This window comes from Bradyrhizobium sp. WSM2793, assembly GCF_000379585.1.
GTDB lineage: Bacteria > Pseudomonadota > Alphaproteobacteria > Rhizobiales > Xanthobacteraceae > Bradyrhizobium.
In genome coordinates, this window is record NZ_KB902811.1 from 1 (window position 1) to 19120 (window position 19120).

Genomic DNA, 19120 nt, shown 5'->3' on the forward strand with positions numbered 1-19120 from the left:
CTGGCCACCGGACTGGGCGAAGGGCAGATATCCGAGCTCGTCCAGGACGATGAAGTCCATCCGGGTCAGATGCTCGGCAAGCCGGCCCTGCCGTCCGTTGCGGGTCTCGGTCTCCAGACGNTTGACGAGGTCGACCACATTGTAGAAGCGGCCACGGGCACCTGATCTGATGCAGCTTCTGCCGATGGCAATGGCCAGGTGGGTTTTGCCTGTGCCGGTGCCGCCGACCAGGACGACGTTGCGTTGTTGGGCGATGAAGCCGCCGCCAGCGAGATCATTGACGAGAGTCTGGTTGATCGGCGTACCGTCGAACTGGAAGTCGGCGATATCCTTGGCAAGCGGCAGCTTGGCAATGGTGAGCTGGTATTTGATCGACCGGGCCTGCTTCTCGTTGATCTCGGCGTTGAGCAGGTCGCCGACGATGCGTTGAGGTTCATGCTGTCGCTTGACGGCGATCGCCATGATCTCGTCGAAGGCGGCCTTCATGCCGTAAAGCTTGAGCTCGCCCATGAGATCGAAGATTTGAGTTCGTTCCATCAGTTGGTCCTCCGGAGGTTATCGTAACGGGCACAATCGGCGATCGGCGTATGGCGGAGCGTCAGTGCGGCCGGCGTCATGATGTTTGCCGGTGGAGCGGGCTCGCGATGCCGGGCCAGGATATTGAGCACGACATCGGCGGAGTGGACGCCGTGGCCGAGCGCTTCAGCACAGGCGGCTTCCACCGCAGGCAGACCGTCAGTCAGCACCGCGTTGAGGATGTCGACCATCTGCCGATTGCCATCGTCGGTGCTGGCAAGCTTGCGCCGGATCCGCTCGATTGCGGCGGGCAGCACCCAGTCCTTGAACGGAGCACCGTTGCGCAAGGCGCCGGGTTTGCGAGCCAGCACTGGCACATAATGCCAGGGGTCGTAGACGGTATCGCCGCGGCCAAAGGATCGCGGGTGCTCGGCAACGATGCGTCCATCCTGACGGATCACGATGCGATCGGCATAGGCTTGAACCTCAACCGGTCGTCCGACTGCGCTGGCTGCGACCGAGTACTTGTTGTTGTCGAAGCGCACCAGGCAGGTCTTCGAGACCGATGCCGTCACCGCATGGAAGCCGTCGAAGCGGCCGGCATAGGGAACGAGTTTGGGACGTTCGACTTCGAACACTTCCTAGATCGTCTGGTCGGCCAGCTCCGGATGGCGATGAGCCTTGGCGTAGCCGATGCATGTGTCGAGCAGCCAGGCGTTTAACTCGTCGAGGTTTTTGAACCGCAGCCGCGGCGTGAAGAAGCGTTCCCTGACCAGCCCGACCTGGTTCTCGACCTGCCCCTTCTCCCAGCCCGACGCTGGCGTGCAGGCAACCGGATCGACCAGATAGTGGCTACACATCTGCAGGAAGCGGCGATTGTAGCGACGATCCTTGCCGACAAAGATGGTCTCGACCGCCGTCTTCATGTTGTCGTAGATGCCGCGGCTGCAGGTGCCTTTGAACAGGGCGAACGCCCGGTCGTGGGCGTCGAACACCATCTCCTGCGTCTCCCGCGGATAGGCCCGCACGAACAGCATGCGGCTGTGACAGAGCCGGACATGGGCGGCCTTCACCATCACCGTGGTGCCGCTCAGCAAGACCACCTCGTGGCTCCAGTCGAACTGGTAGGCTTCGCCTGGGGCAAAGCTCAGCGGGACATAAGCGGCCGCGGTCGATTGCCCGCGTTCTTTACTCCACCGCCTGGCGTAACGCCGCACGGCATCGTAGCCGCCGTCATAGCCGCGGCCGCGCAGCTCTTCGAAGATCCGGATCAAGGTCAGTTGTTCACGAGCCGATTTGCCCGCGTTCGCCGCCAGCAATCCGTCAAGCTCTACTGCCCATCGTCCCAGCTTTGGCCGCGGCTGCACCTGCCGCTCGTACTCGAAGGAGGTCTCTCCCGACCTCAGCACCTTCCGGACCGTGTTCCGAGACACCTTCAGGTCGCGGGCGATCTCCTTGATCGTCTTGCCCTTGATGAAGTGCTCGCGCCGAATCCGCGCAATCGTCTCCACGACCAGCATCCCCAACCACCTGCTTCATTCCAAAGCAGGCAGCGCAACAGACCTATCTGTAGGGGGTCAATTTTGGACGCCGATCCCCCGGCTTAGGGGGTCAATATTGCAAGCCGAAACACAAAGGTGAAATCGCTTCCGGCGAAGATCTTGCGCGCCTCGGCATCGTCGAAGCCAATCTTGACGGCAATCGACTGCGGGGCTCGCTCCTGCGCTTGGAGCAGGGCTTCCTCGAAGCGGGGTTCGCCCTTGCCCTCGCGATAGCAGAACAAGTCGACGTCTGACTTCGGGGGCAGAGCAGACGCGCTCTGCGCTGCCCTCACAGACCGCTCCGGGCCAACTGCGGACGTGCCTTGCCGCCGCCGCATGGCTGTCTCCCGGATCAGGAGAACGTTAGTCCCAATTCAAATTATCGCACTGAATGGGGTTCGGGGATAGCGTCAGCCGCGGTCGGCGGGAGGTGGCTGATGTCTCAAACGGGTCATGAGCATCACTTTGGTCGCGCGCTGCTCTCTTCCGTTTCGCCCCTCTAAGCGGGCATCTTTAGACGACCTCGACATGTCGCAAACGGGCCAATAGCCGACGTTCACTAGCCTCCACTCCTCTCAGGGCGTCGAACGATCTTGAGGACGTTTACATCGGCAAATGCGCTCGCGGTCGCCAGATGCGTTGTCTACTCTGATGCATCTTCGACGGTGCGGATTCGCTCGGCGCGACGAGCAAGATCATCGTAGCGCGCGGCGACCTTCCGCAGGCTCTCGCTGGCTTCTGGAAACTCGCAATTGTCGGCCTTGGTTCGGAATTCCTCGGCCCTCATTCTCCAATACTTCGGCGGGTGCATGCGCTCGATACTCATGACGGGCGCCTTCCCTCAATCGGTCCGTTCATGTTGATTGAAGTACAACGCGTCCAAGAGTTCTGTACAAAAATGTACACTGGCAACAAAAAAGGCCTCAGCTCGGGCGGGCGCCGAACTGCGGCCTTGTGTCGGTGTCACGTTGTCGAGGCGTGATCCGCGAAGGGTCAACTTTGCTACGGCCCGTTGGTTCCCCTTGCTTGTAAGTACAAGGACCATTCCACGTTCACTGCTCTCAGTTCAGCGGACAACGGCCGCAGCATCGTCCTTGCTCGGTACCAGCCAATCGACCGCAAGCAGGCAACCTTCGAGGACAATGAAGGCAGCCAAGCCGCCGATCCAACCGAAGAAGACGATGGAAAAGGTTGCGAGCAAGAGCGCGCAAAAGACGTCGGCGAGCACCTTGGCGGTGCGGATCCCTGGGGTCTGATCCGATGTGAAGTAGGGCATTGTGGTCTCCTGAAGGAATAGAAAGCCTAGCTTCAAGGGTGCTAGGCGTCCACCCGCCTTTCAAGGCTGCGAACGCCTTAAGGCATCTTCGTCTTCCCAACCCCGCCGCCACATGTCGTACTTAGGTGAGTATGGTTGAAACGAATTGTCGTCTATGTGCGCGCCGCTCCGTCTAGCCTGGCTGCGCAACGAGCTTCCGACTCTCGGCGATGGCACAATCAGCCCGTTCTAAAAGGTCGTCTGTCATAGCCCGCCAACTTGGGCATGGGTCGTTCCTAACTCGTCCACTCCCTCAGGGACACCGCATCCACCGCGGAATTTCCGCTAATGGGATGGTCCGGCCGTGCTCCTGCCCCGCCAGCGATAAGCTGGCCAGGGGCGCCAAGACAAGGAGCACGCCATGTCCCAAGACACCCAGTACTGCGATCGCCGTGATCGGCATCGATATCGGCAAGAACTCGTTCCACGTCGTGGGCCACGATGCGCGCGGCGCCATCGTGCTGCGGCAAAAGTGGTCGCGTGGCCAAGTGGAAGCGCGGCTCGCCAATATGGCGCCTTGCCTGATCGGCATGGAAGCCTGCGTCGGCGCACATCATTTGAGCCGCAAACTCGCATCGCTTGGTCACCATGCCAGGTTGATGCCGGCCAAATATGTCCGCCCCTATAGCAAGGGACAGAAGAACGACTTCAATGATGCCGAAGCGATTGCCGAAGCCGTGCAGCGCCCGACGATGAAGTTCGTAGCAACCAAGACCGCGGAGCAACTGGATCTGCAGGCGCTGCATCGGGTGCGCGAGCGGCTGGTGTCGCAACGCACCGGCATCATCAACCAGATTCGCGCCTTCATGCTGGAACGCGGGATCGCGGTGCGCCAGGGCATCGGCTTCCTGCGCACAGAACTGCCCACCATCCTTGCGACGCGCACCGATGCCCTGTCGCCACGCATGTTGCATGTAATCGAGGAGTTGGCAGGCGACTGGCGTCGACTGGATCAGCGCATCGATGGCCTATCCCGCGAGATCGAAGCCCTGGCCCGTCAAGATCAGGCATGTTCGCGCCTGATGACGGTGCCCGGCATCGGGCCGATCATTTCGAGCGCCATGGTGGCCGCGATCGGCACTGGAGACGTCTTCTCCAAAGGCCGTGACTTTGGCGCGTGGCTCGGACTGGTGCCCAAGCAGATCTCGACGGGAGATCGCACGATCCTTGGCAAAATCTCAAGGCGCGGCAATCGCTATCTGCGCGTTCTGTTCGTGCAGGCGGCATGGGTTATGCTGGTCAGGATAAAGAACCGGGAACGCTACGGGCTCGGATCCTGGATCGAAGCCGCCAAGAGGCGATTGCACCACAACGTGCTGGCGATCGCGCTCGCCAATAAGCTTGCCCGCATCGCCTGGGCGGTGCTGGCTAAAGGGCGCGCCTTCGAACTGACAACCAACGACGCAGGCGTCCGGCCCGCTTGATCCTCGCGCCGTGCTCGGCGCGGTCAAGGCGCGGCCTGGCAACGCCGGAGCCAGCCGCAAGCCAAGCGCCACGGCCGGCCTTGACCGCCCCTGCGCGCGACGCGACGCCGTCCTGCGGGCCGGGACGAAGGAACGGCCCCTGGCTCGAACAAAGGAACTACGAGGTACGAGGAGCAAGCCATGACGTAATCCCATCAACACGTTCCAGCCGAGGTCTGCGAGAGGATGAGACGAGATGGAGGTTCGGTCTTCCCGGCGCATGCGAACACTGGTGACCCAAATGGCCCAATCGAGGCCTGTCCGCTAATGAGAACGCACGCGCGCTGATATCCATGGTGGCCCGGAGAAAATGCTCCAATCAAAGGCCGGATACATTGATGCAAGACCACTCACCACCTGATCGACGAACCTCTTGCTACGCACGGCCGGACCATACAAATGGGTCAAATGCGAAGAACTCAGGCTGCCCTCGGTAGCGAGCATTAATTGGGTCGGTTCACCCTCGGAAGCGGACATCGCGGCGCTGTGGGTCGCGGTCAACCATGGGCCAAATCCCGACATCAACAGGAAGATGCGAAAGACGCTTGTCGGGCGCGTTTTTGCCTTGCGTTGATCCCTGCTTCTTCAATCCATCCCGCCAATGACGCCAAGAAACGAACCACCGAAGAAAGAGGCAACAAGCATCATGAGATAGGTCGTCGCGGTGGGACCGAGTTCTGGCTCGTTTTGAAAATGATGAAATCCGAGCAGCCCCAGCAGACAAAGCCCCGCGCAGAGTGTCGGCCAAAGTGCCCGCCGCCGTGCTGCAAGCCGCTGGGCCGGGGTAGCCCACTGAGGCTGTGATAGAGTTCTGGACCGACGAAGCGATACCGCGGCGCTCAGGACTACCACGATCAGACAGGCAGTGAGGAAGTACATGGACATAATCCTTCGTGCCCTAGTTTTGTACTGCTGCGCCGCGCGGCCCTAGCCTTTCGGTCAAAAGCTGCCATCAGGACGTGGAAACCCACGCCCTTTCGGAGGTGCCTGTTCGATACAGGTCTTCGCTCGGGCGACGATTTCCTTTGGTGACAGCTCCTTGAGAATTCGATCACGTTCATTCCCAAAAATAAAAGCAAGCTCGATGAGACGTTCACGTTCACCTTCAGGCTCACGTGTGTCCAACCTTCTGAAAGTGGCCGACGCGTTCTGATGGTTGATCTCAGCGTCGTTCGCTTTCTGTCGTAGCGCCGCGTCAGTCGGGACTTTGCCGGTTTCCATAAGCTTGTCCGCGACAAAAATGGTTGTCGCGCAGGTGAGATGGAAGTCCTCTTGGGGAGAACAGGCCACCATAGATAAGCTCGTAGCAGCAAGTAGAGCTAAAACTTCGGTTTTGCAGAGAGGGTTCACGCTTAGTCTCAGCTTTGACGGTGGAAAGATAGCCGTTACCAACAACTCCTCTTTTGAGTTGCATAGCAGCGGGCGGTCAACCATGAACACGGCGAATGATCAATTTTGCATGAACTGAGGAAGTCGGTTATGGGTCAAAGGCTGCCCTCGACAGCCAGAATGCCTTGGTCGGGTTATCTCTCGGAAGCGGACATTGCCGCGCTCTGGGCTGAGGTCAGCCACGGGCCATAAGCGGTCATAAGATATTTTGCTTTGCTCTTACAAGCTCGTGAAGTCATCGAGTGCGGCAAGATACCGAGTTCGTTCTTCCGTCGTGATGAAAGCAGCCTCAAAGCCGTTTCGAACGACTTGCACGATTTCCACCTTGCTCAACCGAAGGGCTTTTTGACATTCACCAAGCGTAGGCCATCGCCGCGCGACCGGTCAGGAACAGCTCGACTGAGGGATCCCAACTGAGATCCAACACACGCCCGCTGAAGGCCGTTTTGGCATCACCTGGAACGGCGGCCATTCCGGAATCGATTTGAGGACCGCTGCGTGGACCTCATAGCTGCTCAGGGGCATCGGTTTCCTCAACCGGCTGCACGAGCCGTTTGGTGAGCTATTCCCTGTTGCCCAGCGGGATCCGACTTGGGCCATCGTCACCAGCCTAGTGACAGCGCAGCTGCGCGGCGAATCCTGACCATCTCAGCACTAGCCCAGCTCGGCTCACGGCTGGCGGCCGCTCGAGTAGCGATTTGCAGAGAGCGGACAGTCGCGTTCGATCGCCGCTGCTGGTCCATCCGGTTGTGATCCGGTCCAGCGACTTGATCAAAGCATCGGTGAAGCTTCTGCGCACGCATTTTGCGGCCGCCGTTGCGACAACCGCCCCCGAGCGAGGAGACCCAGGATTGAGTAGAAGGCCGGCAGCGCCGAGAGGTCGGCTTAGCGTCGAAGGCTGTCCTCGGCTGCCGTCATGAACTTGGTCAGCTCATCTCTCCGAAGCCGATGTCGCCGCCCATACGGGCTTAGGTGAGCCACGGGCCAATACCGGAACTGACGAAATGAACGTACAGTGGCTGCCCTTCGTGACGTCAGAGGGGACAGACAATGATCAATCGACTGTCATTGGCCGTTACAATGGTCGTACCGACGGCCTGTCATGCGCGAAGCTCACATTATCCGTTGCGCTCGGCGGAATCTCACCAGTTCGCGGCGACCAGAACGCGATCGACGAGGAAGGCGAGCCCAAAGACCAGCACGAGCGCGGAGAGCGCCGTCACCGCCGGCCGCTCCCACGCGGCGCGCCGAAACCAGATGAGAACCGGAAGGAAAGCGGCGATCACCGCTGCCTGGCCGGCTTCAACGCCGAGGTTGAACGAGACGAGCGCGCCGGCCAGGGCGGCCGGGGGCAGATCGAGATCGAGCAACGCGCCGGCAAAGCCGAAGCCATGCACGAGGCCAAACGCGAAGCCCACGGCCCAGCGCCACGACGCCGTGCGTTTGAGGAAAACGTTTTCCGCCGCGACGTAGACGATCGAGAGCGCGATCACCGGCTCGACGATCCAACTAGGCGGCGACGCCGCGCCCAGTACCGCCACGGCCAAGGTGATACTGTGCGCCACCGTGAAGGCGGTGATGACGGCGAACAAGGATCCGATTCCTCCGCCGCCCAGGACGAGGGCCAGCACGAACAGGAGGTGATCAACTCCCGTGAGGATGTGCTCGATGCCGAGTCGAAAGAAGGCGAAGACGCCGCTCCCGGCGGTAACCTCGGGCGTCGGGCTCCCGCTCGGTGCCGCGACGGCAAGGCGAGCCTCGCGCCGGTCGCGTTCGAGGGTGTATTGCTGCACGCTCCCCAGGGATTCGACGCGGACAAGCGTGTGGTAGTCGTTGCCGAGGACGTCGGACAGGTCGTCGCGCAGCACAAGTTCGCGCGGCGTACCAGGGCAGGCATAATCGATGATCACTACGGCGTTGGCGCGGTCGGGCGTGGGCGGCGTGACCGTTCCGGGCACCGGCTCGCATCGCACTCCATTCGCGGAAATGCCGACTTTGCGCGCGACCAAATCGGCCAGCGTGGCGTAGTCTCCACGGGGCGCCAGCCGCACCCCGGCGGCCTCGCCGCCGGCCGCCGCGAGCGCATCGGGGCCGAGGGTGACGCTGTATCGGACAGTTCCGCCGTGCAGGCTCACGGTGGCATAGCCCATCGAGCCGGTGATGTGCCCTTGCGCTGGTCCGAGCAGTAGCAGCAGCGCGAGAGCAGCCCACTGCGCCGCTCGGCGGAGAGAGGCAGGCGCCTTCATCGCGCGGCCGCTTCAGTCATGACCTCGGCCCATTCGCCGCCGACGAAGCGGGACATGAGGTAGAGCCGCGGATTGTCATCGATGCGCATGTACTGGAGGTACCCCTCGGGGTTGAACTCGCCGAAGCGGGCGCTGAGAACCGGCTCGCCGTCCCCTCCGTAGAGCTTCACGGAGAGCTGCGGCGGGTCGAGACCGAACGGCGCCGGGTCGCTCCCCGCCAGCTCCGCCGCCCCGATCTCGCGGACAGGCCCGGAATTGTGCATGATCTCGACGGCCTTGCTGACCCGGAGCCCGACAGTGCCAATGTTGACGCCGTCAGGCGTCGCCCACGCCGTGTCGCCCGCGCGGAGCAGGGTAACGCGCCGCGTGCCGCGGCTCAACTCCACCCGCGTGACCTCTTCCGGCGGGCGCTTGAGCACGCCCTTGGCCTCGAACCGCACGAGCTGGCGCTGCACCGGCATGGCGCCGCTCACCACCATGGCCGCGAGGTACATGAGCGCGAGCGCCGCGAGGACGGGGTGCAACACGTGCCGCCTCATCGTCGCCGCCACCAAACGACGCAGCCGAGCCCGATCACCAGGAGCGGCATGGCGACGACGACCAGGAAGAACACCGCATTCGACTGCCGCCCGGTCAATGCGATGAGGGGCGGCACGGGAACGCGCGCGGCAACCGTCGTCGTGCGCTCTTCACGTGCCAGCCAGCGGGCCGCCGAGAGCAAAAGGTCACTGTTTGCCATATACGGAAAAAACGAGTTGCTGGCGAAGTCGCTGTCGCCGACGACGATGGCGCGCATAGGTTCGGAGTTGCCGTCAAGGCGCCCTTCCACGGCGACGCCCAACACGCGGGGGCCGGGGATCGGGGGCGCTGCCGCGTCCTTATCACTCGCCGCGTCAGGCTCGACCGCGTGTGACCCCACCGGTTTGACCGGGCGCGTGTAGCTGTCCCGGCTGCTGAGCAACAGCGGGGTGACGCGGAGGTCGTCCGCCGTCGACAGCATCGTGATGGGGCGGATGCCGGGGTAGAAGGTGAGCGAGACCGAGCGCGTGACCGGGTGAGGGTCGTAGCCCGTGACCGCCACAATCTCGGGGTTGGTCGAGTAGTGGCTCAAGGGATCGACGACGACCTCCTGCTCCGGGCGGACGCCGAGCTCGGCCACGAGCCGGGCGAGCCCGGGTTCGAGCACGAAACCCAGGTCCAGCAGGAGAAGGGCCGACCCGCCGCGCCGCAAATAGGCGCGCAAGGCCGCGCTTTCAGCCGGCAGGAACGTGGTTCGCGGATTGGCCGCGACGAGGAGGGTGCACCCAGTCGGCACGTCACCCTCGGTGGCGAGTATGAGCTTCCGCGCCTCATAACCCTGCGCTTCGAGCGCGCGGCGCAGCCGCCCCGCGCCGTGGCCCGGCATCTCCACCACCTGCGAGCTGGCGTCGTCGTGGCTGTGGCCAGCGCCGCTTTCCAGGTGCGTGTGGTACTCGAAGTTGTCCATCGGCAGCTCGCCGTGGCCCTCGAGGAAGCAGGCCGTAATCGCGCGCCCGCGCAATACGCGCTGGATACCTATCGCGATCTCCGTCTCGTCAGTGCCTTGCACCAGCACCCGACGTCCCTCCGCCTCCACGACCGCGGCATTGTAGATCTGGATTGCCTTCTCGCGCGCGAGTCTCGGGTCCCGGTCCGGATCAACTGCGACGACTTTGAGCAGCGGGTTGCGCCGGGCCATGATCGCAAGGAGGTCGCGCGCGCGCCGCCCCGCGGGATCCTGCGACCGATAAAAGTAGGTGACGGTTACCTCACGGGAGACCTCGTCAATCGCCCGCATGGCCGCCCCCGAGGGCGTATAGACTTTCTCGCGAGTCAGGTCGAAGTGCACGTCATGCAGATGCAGCGCGACATTGGCAAGCACCGCGGCGCCGAGCGCGATCAGGATGACTCCGGCCGAATAGGCCCGCCCCCGCCAGCCCGCGAGCCCGGTCTGCAGCGGCAGCCTCAGCCCGGTCGCGAACAGCACCAGGACGGCGGCGAGCCAGCCACCAGTCCAGAGCAACGCGTTCCAGTCGAGCTCGGGGTGCTCCATGGCGTCAGCGCCGGGCCAGCCCGCGCACGGCGAGGAACAGCCCGAGCAGGGTCACCGCGAGGAAGAAGCCGAAATCCGAAGCGTACATGGCGCCAACGGCAAAAGGCTGGAAGCGCGCCAGCAGCGACAGCCCGAGCACCCAATTGTCGATCGGTGACGGTAGCAACGCGGCCCAGGCGTCAATCGCCCATAGCATCCCGAACACGCCGAGCGAAACGACCGCGGCCACGACCTGGTTGGCGGTGAGCGCGGAAACGGCAAGACCGATCGAGACGAGGGCGCCGGCGAGCAGAGTCAGGCCGAGGTAGCCGCTGTAGATCGGGCCCCAATCGGGAGTGCTGAACCGCGCCAATATCGCTGAATACACCAAAGTGAGCGCGACCATCGCGAGCAGCATGCCCATCGAAGCTGCGAACTTGGCCAGCACGATGTCGCCCTCGCGCACCGGCGACGTCAGCAGCAGCTCGAGGGTGCCGCCCCGGCGTTCCTCGGCGAACTGCCGCATGGTAACGAGCGGCACTAACAGGACGAGCTGCACGGCCGCCTGAAAGAAGACGTTCACCAGCGTCGCCTGCTTGGTGGCGATGAGCGTGACGGCGAAGCCGTAGCCGTTGAGCACAAGGAAAACGGCGATGACGGCGTAAGCGATCGGCGAGACGAACAGCGCGCGCAACTCCTTGGCAACCAGGGCGAGGAACGCCGTCACTGGAGCGCTCGGCTCGCCGTTAGCCGGAGGAACAGCTCCTCCAGGTCTGAAGCCGTCTCGACCGTCTCGACGCTGGCGATGCCGGCGAGGCAGAGGGCGGCGGCGACACGGGGCGCTGCGCCGGCCTCCGACACCTCCACCCGCCAGACGGCGTGGCCGCCCTCCGGCTCCTCCCGGGTCACGCCGCCGATCCCCGCCAGGCCGGACAACGCCGCCGCAACCTCGTCCGCCCGATCGGCTCGGGCGCGGACGCGAAGCGAAGTGCCGCGCCCCGCGCCGGCGAGCTGGTGGACGGTGAGCAGCCGCCCGTCGAGCAGGATCGCGACCCGATCGGCGACGCGTTCCATCTCGGCAAGGACGTGCGAGGTGACAAGGACCGCGCTGTCGCGGGCCAGGGTCCGCAGCAGCCCGCGCAGCTCGATGACCTGACGCGGGTCAAGGCCGTTGGTCGGCTCATCGAGCACCAACAACTTGGGTTCGTTCAGCACGGCCTGGGCGATTGAGACGCGCTGCCGATAGCCGCGCGACAGCCGGCCAATCACGGCGTCGCCGACCGGCTCGAGCGCGAGCCGCGCGCGGGCGGACTCGATGCCTCGGCGCAACGCACCTCCCCGCAAGCCCCGCAACTGTCCCATGAAGTGAAGAAATTCGTCCACCCGCATATGGCCGTAGAGCGGGGCGTTCTCCGGCACGTAGCCGATCCGCGCACGCGCCTGGTGTCCGTCGCGGACCACGTCGAAGCCGTCGATGCGGACAGTTCCTTCGCTCGGCCGCAGATAGCCGGTGATGACGCGCAAGATGGTGGTCTTACCCGACCCGTTGGGACCAAGCAGGCCCACCACTTCCCGCTCCCTCACCTCGAACGAGACGCCGTCCACTGCCTGGCGGCGGCCATAACGTTTGCCCAGCCGTTCGACGGACGCGACGGCGATGCCGTGTCGCGAGCTTTCAGCCGGCGCAATGCCAAGCCCCGCCGGGGCTCGGCGCGGTCGATCCGTCAGGTGCCGGTCCACTGTCGGCGTCGAGCCGGTCAATCGTAGAATTCCGGCGCCTTCTTCATCGCCTTGAACGCGTCTGGGTCGTGGGCAGTGAAGAAATTTGCCTTCTGCGTCGCCATCTCCCGCCTGATCCACTCGAAGGCCGAGTAGAATCCCGATGTCGAATAGACCAGCGGGGTGCTCGGCGGTATATTCTGCTCGACGTTCTCCCGGAAATAGACGTTGTCCCCGGTGAGGATGATGAGGCCAGTGTTCTTCAGCCGCACCGTCATCATCTGGCTGCCCGGCGTGTGGGCAACCCAGCGCTTCACGACGAGCGTGCCATCTCCAAACAGGTCCTGATCGCCTTCGAGCTGCAACATCTTCACCGCGTTTGCGCTTGGTGTCATGTTTCCGCGCAGCGGCAGGACGTCGCCGAGAACGTAATTGGAGCCGGTGCCGGGCTCCGGCCAGAAGAAGTTCTGAAGCTCGCTCTTTTGCACGACGAGCGTCGACTTCGGGAACTTGGCCACGTTGCCGCCGTGGTCGAGGTGGAGGTGGCTCACCACGACGTAGGTGATATCGTCGGGCGTAAGATCGATTTTCTTCAGCTGCGTATCGATCGCGACATCTGGCGTGTTGACCGGCTTCAACCCGGTGAACGCGGCGCCCCAGTAGCCTGGGTCGGTGATAATCTTGTCGTTGTTACCCGTATCGAAGAGAACATTCCCTTTCGGATGTTTGATCACGTAAAAACCGACCGGAACCTGGATCGCCGGCTCCATGGGTGCGCCGTTCACCAAAAATCCTTTGCCGAGAGTCAACGCGCCGGAACTGAACGCGTAAAGCTTAAGGTCTTGGGCGCTTAGTGCCGTAGTCGACAATACGCTCCCGAGAAGAGCGACCATTGCCGTCAAATATTTGCGGGTCATTCTTTGCCTCCCTCGTCGCGAATTTTGTTATGTTTTGCTTCTGTGCAAAGCCGCAGAGGCGCCGGCAGGATGCACTTAAGTTCAACACGCCGCAGTAGACCTGTCAATAATTCTGGACGGTGTCGCGGTTCACCCGACGGTACTGCGGCGCCGGTGGTCAGGATTGGCCGAGGCTCGTTGCGTGAGTGGATGGCTGGGGGCAGGGCATTCCTGCTGAAACCAGTCTTCAACCGCAGCAGGCCAAAAATGGAATTTCAGTAGACGTAAAGCTCTCCTGGGGCGCTCAATTTCCAAATGTCACGTGTCGTAAGTCCAATGCCCGCTATGGTCCAATACCCAATCCTCCAGGCATTCCGGTAAGAGCGTCAGCTGGGATCTGTTCGCGCCTTCAACGAAGCGTCCCATCTCTAAGTCAATCCACAGGGAACGTCACTTCGCACGCGCAAAACCAAGTGCTCATTTCGACCAGCGCCCAAGTTGCGGACCGAGCGCACCGCCATCGCCGAACAAGGCCAGGAGGCGCGTCTTGCGCTCGCGGACGACCTCGGAGAGCGCGACCGCCAGCTCGCGGACCTGCAGCAGATGCTCGCCACCAACAATGCGAAGCTTGCCGAAGCGCAGAAGGTCCAGGCGGAGATGATGCGCAGGGAACGCGAGCTTGAGGACTCAGTGGCGCTGCGATACCTCCGGAAAAGATCGCTACGGCCGCGACCTCGCGATATGCTCCATCGACAAGGAAGGCGTGAACGGCTGGCTGGTACGCGAAGGACAGGCGATGGCCTTTCCACGCTACTCGGAAACCTCCGTCGCAGATCAAGAGCAGGCACGAATGGCGCGTAAGGGCTCTGGCCGGAGCATTTATCCCACCCTGGGATTGGAGGCATCGATCATTTCGGGACTCTGTCCGTTCCAGTCGATGCGCAGCCGACAAATAGGCGGCGTCGTCGAACCGGGTTTCGTCGGCTCGCGAACGGCGGCGAAGAGGGCTGGCAACACGCGCCAATTATAGTAGCGTTGTTGCAAGAAGAAGCGCACGGCGGCTGAAGCCGGACGCGACACGTAGAAGAGGGAGGACTTTCGATGCAGTTTCTCAAGGCTGCGGTTTCGGCCGCGCTTGTAGTTGTGACCTTTACGGGCACCTCGCTTGCGCAGAGCAAGCCGTCGGAGCTCAAAATCGGCATCACGACGTTCCTGTCGGGCCCTGCGTCAGTCTTCGGTGTGCCGGCGAAGGCCGCGGCGGAGATGATCGCGGAGGACCTCAACAAGAAGGGCGGCATCGGCGGCGTGCCGGTCAAGCTCTCCTTCATCGACGAAGGTGCGGGAGGCGAAGCGCTCGTCTCGAACTACCGACGCGTGGTGCAGGACGAAAAGGTCGATGCCACGTTTGCTTCGATCTCGTCGGGCAGCTGCACCCAGTTGGTGCCCGTCGCCGAAGACCTCAAAGTCATGAATTTCATGTGGGACTGCGGTGCGGCCTCCATCCTCGAAACCAAGAAGTACCGCTACAATTTCCGGACTCAGGCGAACGGCACGCCGGAAATGCTGGCCGTGCTCCTTTACCTGCTCAAGACCAAGCCCGACTTTAAGACGATCGCGGTGGTCAATCAGGATTATGCCTGGGGTCGGGAGAGCTGGGAGATCTTTTCGACCGCCCTCAAGGCGATGAAGCCGGACGTGCAAGTCGTCGCGGAGCTCTTCCCGAAGTTCGGCGCACCGGACTACTCCACCGAGATTTCCCGTCTGTTGGCGCTGCGGCCGGATGTGGTTCTGACCACGTCTTGGGGCGGAGATCTCGACACGCTGGTCCGCCAGGCCGGTCAGCGCGGCCTGTTGCAGCAGTCGACCTTCGTGCTCGGGATCGGCGAATCATCGATCCAGCGGTTGGGCAAGGACTTGCCTGAAGGCCTGATCGTCGGCGCGCGCGGAGACCACTGGTTCCTGCATCCCGAGAAGAAGAACGACGGGGCCTTCAAGGCGTTCAATGAAGCCTTCAAGGCGAAGACCGGTGCATGGCCGATCTACCCCGTCTATCACATGGCGCAGGCGTTCAAGGCCCTGCAGACGGCCTACGACAAGGCGATCAAGTCCAACGGCGGCAACTGGCCCACGCGCGAACAAGTCGTCGATGCGACCGCGGGCATCGAGTTCGCCACCGGCTTCGGCCGTCCGATTACGCTACGGCCCGAGGACAACCAGGGTCTCGAAGCTCAGCTGGTCGGCGTCACCAAGTCCGTCTCGGGGTATGACTTCAAGCTGCTCGACAATATTATGATCTTCGATCCGAAGATGATCACCAACCCGGCGGGCGTACGGTCGGTTGAGTGGCTCAAGACGCTCAAGCCTGACTTCGTCAAGATGGACGTGCCGACCTTCAAGGCTCAGTAACGGCACGCTCGACTTTTGATCCCCGTCCTCCGAGCCGCGTCCCGGAGGACGGACCTTTTCCGAAGGCCATCATGAACTCGACACTCGCTATCTTGGCTATCCTCGATGGGATCAGCTACGCCGCACTGGTGTTCTTGGTCTCGGTCGGGCTCAGCCTGATTTTCGGCGTGCTGCGCGTGGTCAACGTCGCGCACGGTTCGCTGTATGCTTTCGGGGCCTACCTGGCTGCGACGTTCAGCCTTGCAATCGCGCCGATCTCGCCTTGGCTCACCTATCCCGCGCTGCTGGCCGCCTCCATCCTGATCGGTGTCGTGTGCGGCGGTTTCATCGAACGGTTTCTGCTGCGACCGCTCTCCGGACAGGAGGATGTCCTCCAGCTTCTGATCACTTTCGCGGCCTTCATGATCATGGACAACCTGCAGCGTCTGATTTGGGGCGTGCAGCCCATCTTCGCCGCGGAGCCGTTGAGATTACTTCCCAACGTCGCCGTGTTCGGCGTCAGCTACACGTCGTACCAGGTCATTCTGCTGCCCGGCCTCGCATTGGCGACGCTGTTCGGGCTCCGCTACTTCCTGCGCAGGACGCTTTCGGGAGCGGTGATCCTTGCGGTCACGGAGGACCGTGAAGCTTCGACGGCCATCGGGATTGATGCAAAACGCGTATATTTCGTCACCTTCGTCATCGGCGCGAGTCTGGCCGCGTTGGGAGGAGCGTTGGCCTCGCCGACCACCTCGCTGGTCCCCGGTATGGGCGCCGATATGATCGTGCTTTCCTTTGCGGTCGCTGCGACCGCGGGTCTCGGCCAGATCGAGGGCACCGCGCTCACCGCGCTGATGATCGGCCTGACCCGTGCCTTCGTGATCTATCTCCAGCCGGAATTCGAAGTTCTCGTTCCCTATCTGCTGATGGTGCTGGTGCTTCTGGTGCGTCCGTTCGGCCTGTTCGGCGCTGTGCAGGTAAGGAAAATATGATGAGCGGTCGCATCAAGCCGGTCACCACGATCGCGATCATCTTCTTTCTGGTCAGCGCCGTCGCGCCCCTTTTGGTATCGAGCTGGGCGACCTTGTTCGCGTTGATCCTCGCGAAGGGCATCGTCGTTCTCGGCATCATTCTTCTGCTGCAGGCGGGGCAGGTGTCGTTCGGACATGCGATGTTCTTCGCTACCGGGGCGTATACCACGGCGTTCTGGGGCAAGTACGTCGGTGGCGGCGACATCGTGCTCTTCATCGCGCTTGGCGGCATAACCTCCGCCGTTTTCGGCCTCATCGTCGGGCTCTTTGTCGTGCGCTACCGAGAAATCTTTTTCGGAATGCTGAATCTGGCGTTTTCGATGGTGCTGTGGTCGCTGCTGGAGAAGATGTTTCACTACACCAGCGGCGCCGACGGCATCCGGGTCCCTCGTCCGGCCCTGTTGGGGCTGTCGTTTACACCCGAAACCTTCCAGTACGTCATTCTTTACGTGAGCCTTTTGATCGCGGTCGTCGCCTTCTACGGTGTGCAACGCTACCTCGATAGCCCGCTCGGACACATGCTGCGTGCCATCAAATCGAACGAGACCCGGCTCGAGTACCTCGGGACGTCCGCACGGCGCGTGCTTCTGATAGGCTACGTGATCTCGGCGTTTCTCGGCGGCATCGGCGGCACGCTGGTGGCGATCATCCAGCAGATCGCCACGCCCGAGTTCGGGTTCTGGACGAAGTCGGGCGAGTTCGTCTTTATCGCGATCCTCGGCGGCAGCGCCCACGCCTTCGGGGCGTTCGCCGGCGCGGCGATGTTCGAGTGCGTGCGCTTCTATGCGGCGGCCCACCTGGCCGACACCTGGCAGCTGATCCTCGGCGTGGTCTTGATCGTCATCATTCTCTATGCGCCTAACGGACTGATAGGTCTCAGGCAGCGCTACGGCCAGGCGAAGCAGGGAGGACATTGATGGCCAACGTCCTCCTTTCCGCGAAGGGCATCAAGATCCGGTTCGGTGGCGTCGTCGCCGCCGACGGTATCGATCTGGACGTGCTTCAAGGCGAGAACCTCGCGATCATCGGACCGAACGGCGCTGGAAAGACCACCTTCCTCAACATCTCGACGGGTTATCTGCGGCCGCAGGCCGGAAGCATCACCTTCCTAGGCCAGGAAATCACGGCGCAGCTCCCGCGCACGATCACCAAGCTCGGCATCGCGCGGGCCTTTCAGATACCGCAGCTTTTTCTCGATCAGACTGTGATGGAGAACATGCTGATCGCCGCGGCCTCGCGGCTGGGAAGCCCTTCCGGCTTCACGGCTCTTTCCGCCCTGCCTGAGCTGCCTGAAATGGAGCGCCTTCTGGATCTCGTCGGCGTCAAGTTGTACGCGTCTCGCAAGGCGAGGGAGCTTCCCGAGGGACAACGCAAGCTGGTCGACATCGCTTTGGCGCTCGCGCTTAAGCCCAGACTGCTGCTGATGGACGAGCCCACCTCGGGCGTCGCCTCCGCCGAAAAGCTGGAGATCATGGACATCCTGACGTCCGCGCTCGCCAAGGAGAAGGTGACTTCGGTCTTCGTCGAGCACGACATGGACATGGTGGAGCGCTATGCCCACCGAGTCGCGGTGTGGAACGTCGGGAAGATACAAATGGTCGGCACGCCGGCGGAGGTTCTGGCCGATCCCAAGGTCCGCGAACAGGTGATCGGCATATGACGGCGATGCTGGACTTCGATAACGTCAACGTCGCGATCGTCGATGCGCCGGTACTGCGCAGCGTCAGCTTCTCGCTGCCGCCGGGCGCGACCGCCGCGCTCATCGGGCGAAACGGCGCCGGTAAGACCACGACGGTACGGACCATCATGGGCTTCACGAAGGCGAGCGGCACCGTGCGCCTGGGCGGTCAGGACCTGGGACATGTTCCTCCGCACCGCCGGCCCTTCTTAGGCATCGGCTACGCCCCCGAGGACCGTCGTCTCTTCTCGGCCTTTACGGTGGAAGAAAACATTCTTTTGCCCGGTCGCGTCGCGAAACTAAGCGCGGACGAGGTGCGCCGGCGGCTGGAGCGAGCCTACTCCGTCCTGCCGGAGCTCAAGGAACTGGCGAGTCGCCCGGCGGGCTCCGTCTCGGGCGGCCAAGGCAAGATGGTCGCCCTCGGGCGCGCCCTGATGCTAGGCACCCGCCTCGTCATTCTCGACGAGCCGTTCCAGGGCCTCGCCCCTGTGCTGGCGCAGAGGTACGCCGAGGCGCTGCGTCGGCTTCGTTCGCAGGATCGGGACATTACCCTGCTGATTACGGAGTCGAACCCGAAGCTGCTCGAGACCTTCGCCGACGTGACGCTGACGATCGAGCGCGGCGAAATCGAAAGCCGGGTCCTTGCGTAGCGCTCGCCCGGTTCGGCGCGCAAAACAGACGGTCCAGCCAAACTCCATCGAGGCTTGCCGAACAGACGAATCTACCGGCGCTCAATGCAACACGAGGCGTCCAGCGCCGGCGAAGCCGGCAGGGGATTTGCGGTGGTCGCACAATAGGTCAAAGAGCTTGCCGCCAGGTCTTGATTTCCGCTCAGTCGCTCTCGGCGGAAAGCAATCGGTTGCAAGTCCGACGTCGCGAAATTCTTACGAG

At 62.7% G+C, this 19120-nt stretch carries 18 protein-coding genes and 2 pseudogenes; 7 read left to right on the top strand and 13 right to left on the bottom strand.

The genetic code is table 11. The annotated features are described in order from the left end of the window. The 5 genes and pseudogenes from A3AS_RS0134015 to A3AS_RS0134035 all read right to left on the bottom strand — a co-directional run. Window positions 1-537: ATP-binding protein (locus tag A3AS_RS0134015; protein WP_018321950.1), on the bottom strand; the 537-nt coding region annotated here is incomplete at its 3' end. Further along, window positions 434-2036 (bottom strand): annotated as a pseudogene (gene istA / locus A3AS_RS0134020) (IS21 family transposase). The gene A3AS_RS0134015 and the pseudogene istA, both read right to left, overlap by 104 nt. Window positions 2037-2146: 110 nt before the next feature. Then, window positions 2147-2281 (bottom strand): annotated as a pseudogene (locus A3AS_RS49450) (starch synthase); the annotation flags it as partial. 419 nt (window positions 2282-2700) lie between these two features. Beyond that, a complete protein-coding gene (locus A3AS_RS44165) occupies window positions 2701-2883 on the bottom strand; it encodes a hypothetical protein (protein ID WP_018321952.1) in 183 nt (60 codons plus the stop codon). A 240-nt stretch (window positions 2884-3123) separates the two neighbouring features. Continuing rightward, the gene (locus A3AS_RS0134035) at window positions 3124-3333 is read right to left on the bottom strand and encodes a hypothetical protein (RefSeq protein ID WP_018321953.1); all 210 of its coding nucleotides are present in this window, start codon (window positions 3331-3333) and stop codon (window positions 3124-3126) included. Between the two features lie 368 nt (window positions 3334-3701). On the opposite strand from A3AS_RS0134035, the gene A3AS_RS0134040 reads away from it, so the two are divergent. After that, window positions 3702-4796, top strand: a complete 1095-nt coding sequence (locus A3AS_RS0134040) for an IS110 family transposase (RefSeq protein ID WP_084674972.1) — start codon at window positions 3702-3704, stop codon at window positions 4794-4796. A gap of 624 nt (window positions 4797-5420) precedes the next feature. On the opposite strand, the gene A3AS_RS45930 is transcribed toward A3AS_RS0134040, so the two are convergent. From A3AS_RS45930 to A3AS_RS0134080, 8 genes are all read right to left on the bottom strand, one after another. Further along, window positions 5421-5714, bottom strand: coding sequence for a hypothetical protein (locus A3AS_RS45930; RefSeq protein WP_084674968.1), 294 nt, complete (start codon window positions 5712-5714; stop codon window positions 5421-5423). Between the two features lie 60 nt (window positions 5715-5774). Further along, on the bottom strand, window positions 5775-6185 hold the full coding sequence (locus tag A3AS_RS0134045) for a hypothetical protein (RefSeq protein WP_157644467.1): 411 nt from the start codon (window positions 6183-6185) through the stop codon (window positions 5775-5777). A gap of 1181 nt (window positions 6186-7366) precedes the next feature. Further along, window positions 7367-8470 (bottom strand): HupE/UreJ family protein, encoded by a 1104-nt coding sequence (locus A3AS_RS44170; RefSeq protein WP_018321957.1) that lies wholly within the window; start codon window positions 8468-8470, stop codon window positions 7367-7369. Beyond that, window positions 8467-8997 carry a hypothetical protein gene (locus A3AS_RS0134060; protein ID WP_157644468.1) on the bottom strand — a complete coding sequence of 177 codons (531 nt, stop codon included), beginning with the start codon at window positions 8995-8997 and terminating at the stop codon, window positions 8467-8469. Before A3AS_RS0134060 ends, A3AS_RS44170 begins: the two co-directional genes overlap by 4 nt. A gap of 8 nt (window positions 8998-9005) precedes the next feature. After that, window positions 9006-10541 carry a GldG family protein gene (locus A3AS_RS0134065; RefSeq protein WP_018321959.1) on the bottom strand — a complete coding sequence of 512 codons (1536 nt, stop codon included), beginning with the start codon at window positions 10539-10541 and terminating at the stop codon, window positions 9006-9008. A gap of 4 nt (window positions 10542-10545) precedes the next feature. Continuing rightward, the gene (locus A3AS_RS0134070; protein ID WP_018321960.1) at window positions 10546-11247 is read right to left on the bottom strand and encodes an ABC transporter permease; all 702 of its coding nucleotides are present in this window, start codon (window positions 11245-11247) and stop codon (window positions 10546-10548) included. Further along, a complete protein-coding gene (locus tag A3AS_RS48635) occupies window positions 11244-12281 on the bottom strand; it encodes an ABC transporter ATP-binding protein (protein WP_198293749.1) in 1038 nt (345 codons plus the stop codon). Before A3AS_RS48635 ends, A3AS_RS0134070 begins: the two co-directional genes overlap by 4 nt. Then, window positions 12278-13156 (bottom strand): N-acyl homoserine lactonase family protein, encoded by an 879-nt coding sequence (locus tag A3AS_RS0134080; RefSeq protein WP_084674971.1) that lies wholly within the window; start codon window positions 13154-13156, stop codon window positions 12278-12280. The genes A3AS_RS48635 and A3AS_RS0134080 overlap by 4 nt, the downstream gene beginning before the upstream one ends. A 658-nt stretch (window positions 13157-13814) precedes the next feature. Between A3AS_RS0134080 and A3AS_RS47855 the strand changes: the two genes are divergently transcribed. The 6 genes from A3AS_RS47855 to A3AS_RS0134110 all read left to right on the top strand — a co-directional run bounded on the left by A3AS_RS47855 (window position 13815) and on the right by A3AS_RS0134110 (window position 18879). Continuing rightward, on the top strand, window positions 13815-14165 hold the full coding sequence (locus A3AS_RS47855) for a thermonuclease family protein (RefSeq protein WP_157644469.1): 351 nt from the start codon (window positions 13815-13817) through the stop codon (window positions 14163-14165). Window positions 14166-14236: 71 nt separating this feature from the next. Further along, a complete protein-coding gene (locus A3AS_RS0134090) occupies window positions 14237-15541 on the top strand; it encodes an ABC transporter substrate-binding protein (RefSeq protein WP_018321964.1) in 1305 nt (434 codons plus the stop codon). A 71-nt stretch (window positions 15542-15612) separates the two neighbouring features. Then, window positions 15613-16512, top strand: a complete 900-nt coding sequence (locus A3AS_RS0134095; protein WP_018321965.1) for a branched-chain amino acid ABC transporter permease — start codon at window positions 15613-15615, stop codon at window positions 16510-16512. Continuing rightward, window positions 16512-17468, top strand: a complete 957-nt coding sequence (locus A3AS_RS0134100) for a branched-chain amino acid ABC transporter permease (RefSeq protein ID WP_157644470.1) — start codon at window positions 16512-16514, stop codon at window positions 17466-17468. Before A3AS_RS0134095 ends, A3AS_RS0134100 begins: the two co-directional genes overlap by 1 nt. Further along, on the top strand, window positions 17468-18211 hold the full coding sequence (locus A3AS_RS0134105; RefSeq protein ID WP_018321967.1) for an ABC transporter ATP-binding protein: 744 nt from the start codon (window positions 17468-17470) through the stop codon (window positions 18209-18211). The genes A3AS_RS0134100 and A3AS_RS0134105 overlap by 1 nt, the downstream gene beginning before the upstream one ends. Beyond that, the gene (locus A3AS_RS0134110) at window positions 18208-18879 is read left to right on the top strand and encodes an ATP-binding cassette domain-containing protein (RefSeq protein WP_018321968.1); all 672 of its coding nucleotides are present in this window, start codon (window positions 18208-18210) and stop codon (window positions 18877-18879) included. Before A3AS_RS0134105 ends, A3AS_RS0134110 begins: the two co-directional genes overlap by 4 nt. Window positions 18880-19120: the final 241 nt, after the last annotated feature.

Bases quoted from the DNA above. Each gene is read 5' to 3' on its own strand.
- A3AS_RS0134090 (WP_018321964.1), top strand. From the start codon at position 14,237: ATGCAGTTTCTCAAGGCTGCGGTTTCGGCCGCGCTTGTAGTTGTGACC.
- A3AS_RS0134080 (WP_084674971.1), bottom strand. From the start codon at position 13,156: ATGACCCGCAAATATTTGACGGCAATGGTCGCTCTTCTCGGGAGCGTA.
- A3AS_RS44170 (WP_018321957.1), bottom strand. From the start codon at position 8,470: ATGAAGGCGCCTGCCTCTCTCCGCCGAGCGGCGCAGTGGGCTGCTCTC.
- A3AS_RS0134065 (WP_018321959.1), bottom strand. From the start codon at position 10,541: ATGGAGCACCCCGAGCTCGACTGGAACGCGTTGCTCTGGACTGGTGGC.
- A3AS_RS0134095 (WP_018321965.1), top strand. From the start codon at position 15,613: ATGAACTCGACACTCGCTATCTTGGCTATCCTCGATGGGATCAGCTAC.
- A3AS_RS0134105 (WP_018321967.1), top strand. From the start codon at position 17,468: ATGGCCAACGTCCTCCTTTCCGCGAAGGGCATCAAGATCCGGTTCGGT.
- A3AS_RS44165 (WP_018321952.1), bottom strand. From the start codon at position 2,883: ATGAGTATCGAGCGCATGCACCCGCCGAAGTATTGGAGAATGAGGGCC.
- A3AS_RS0134110 (WP_018321968.1), top strand. From the start codon at position 18,208: ATGACGGCGATGCTGGACTTCGATAACGTCAACGTCGCGATCGTCGAT.
- A3AS_RS0134035 (WP_018321953.1), bottom strand. From the start codon at position 3,333: ATGCCCTACTTCACATCGGATCAGACCCCAGGGATCCGCACCGCCAAG.
- A3AS_RS45930 (WP_084674968.1), bottom strand. From the start codon at position 5,714: ATGTACTTCCTCACTGCCTGTCTGATCGTGGTAGTCCTGAGCGCCGCG.
- A3AS_RS0134100 (WP_157644470.1), top strand. From the start codon at position 16,512: ATGAGCGGTCGCATCAAGCCGGTCACCACGATCGCGATCATCTTCTTT.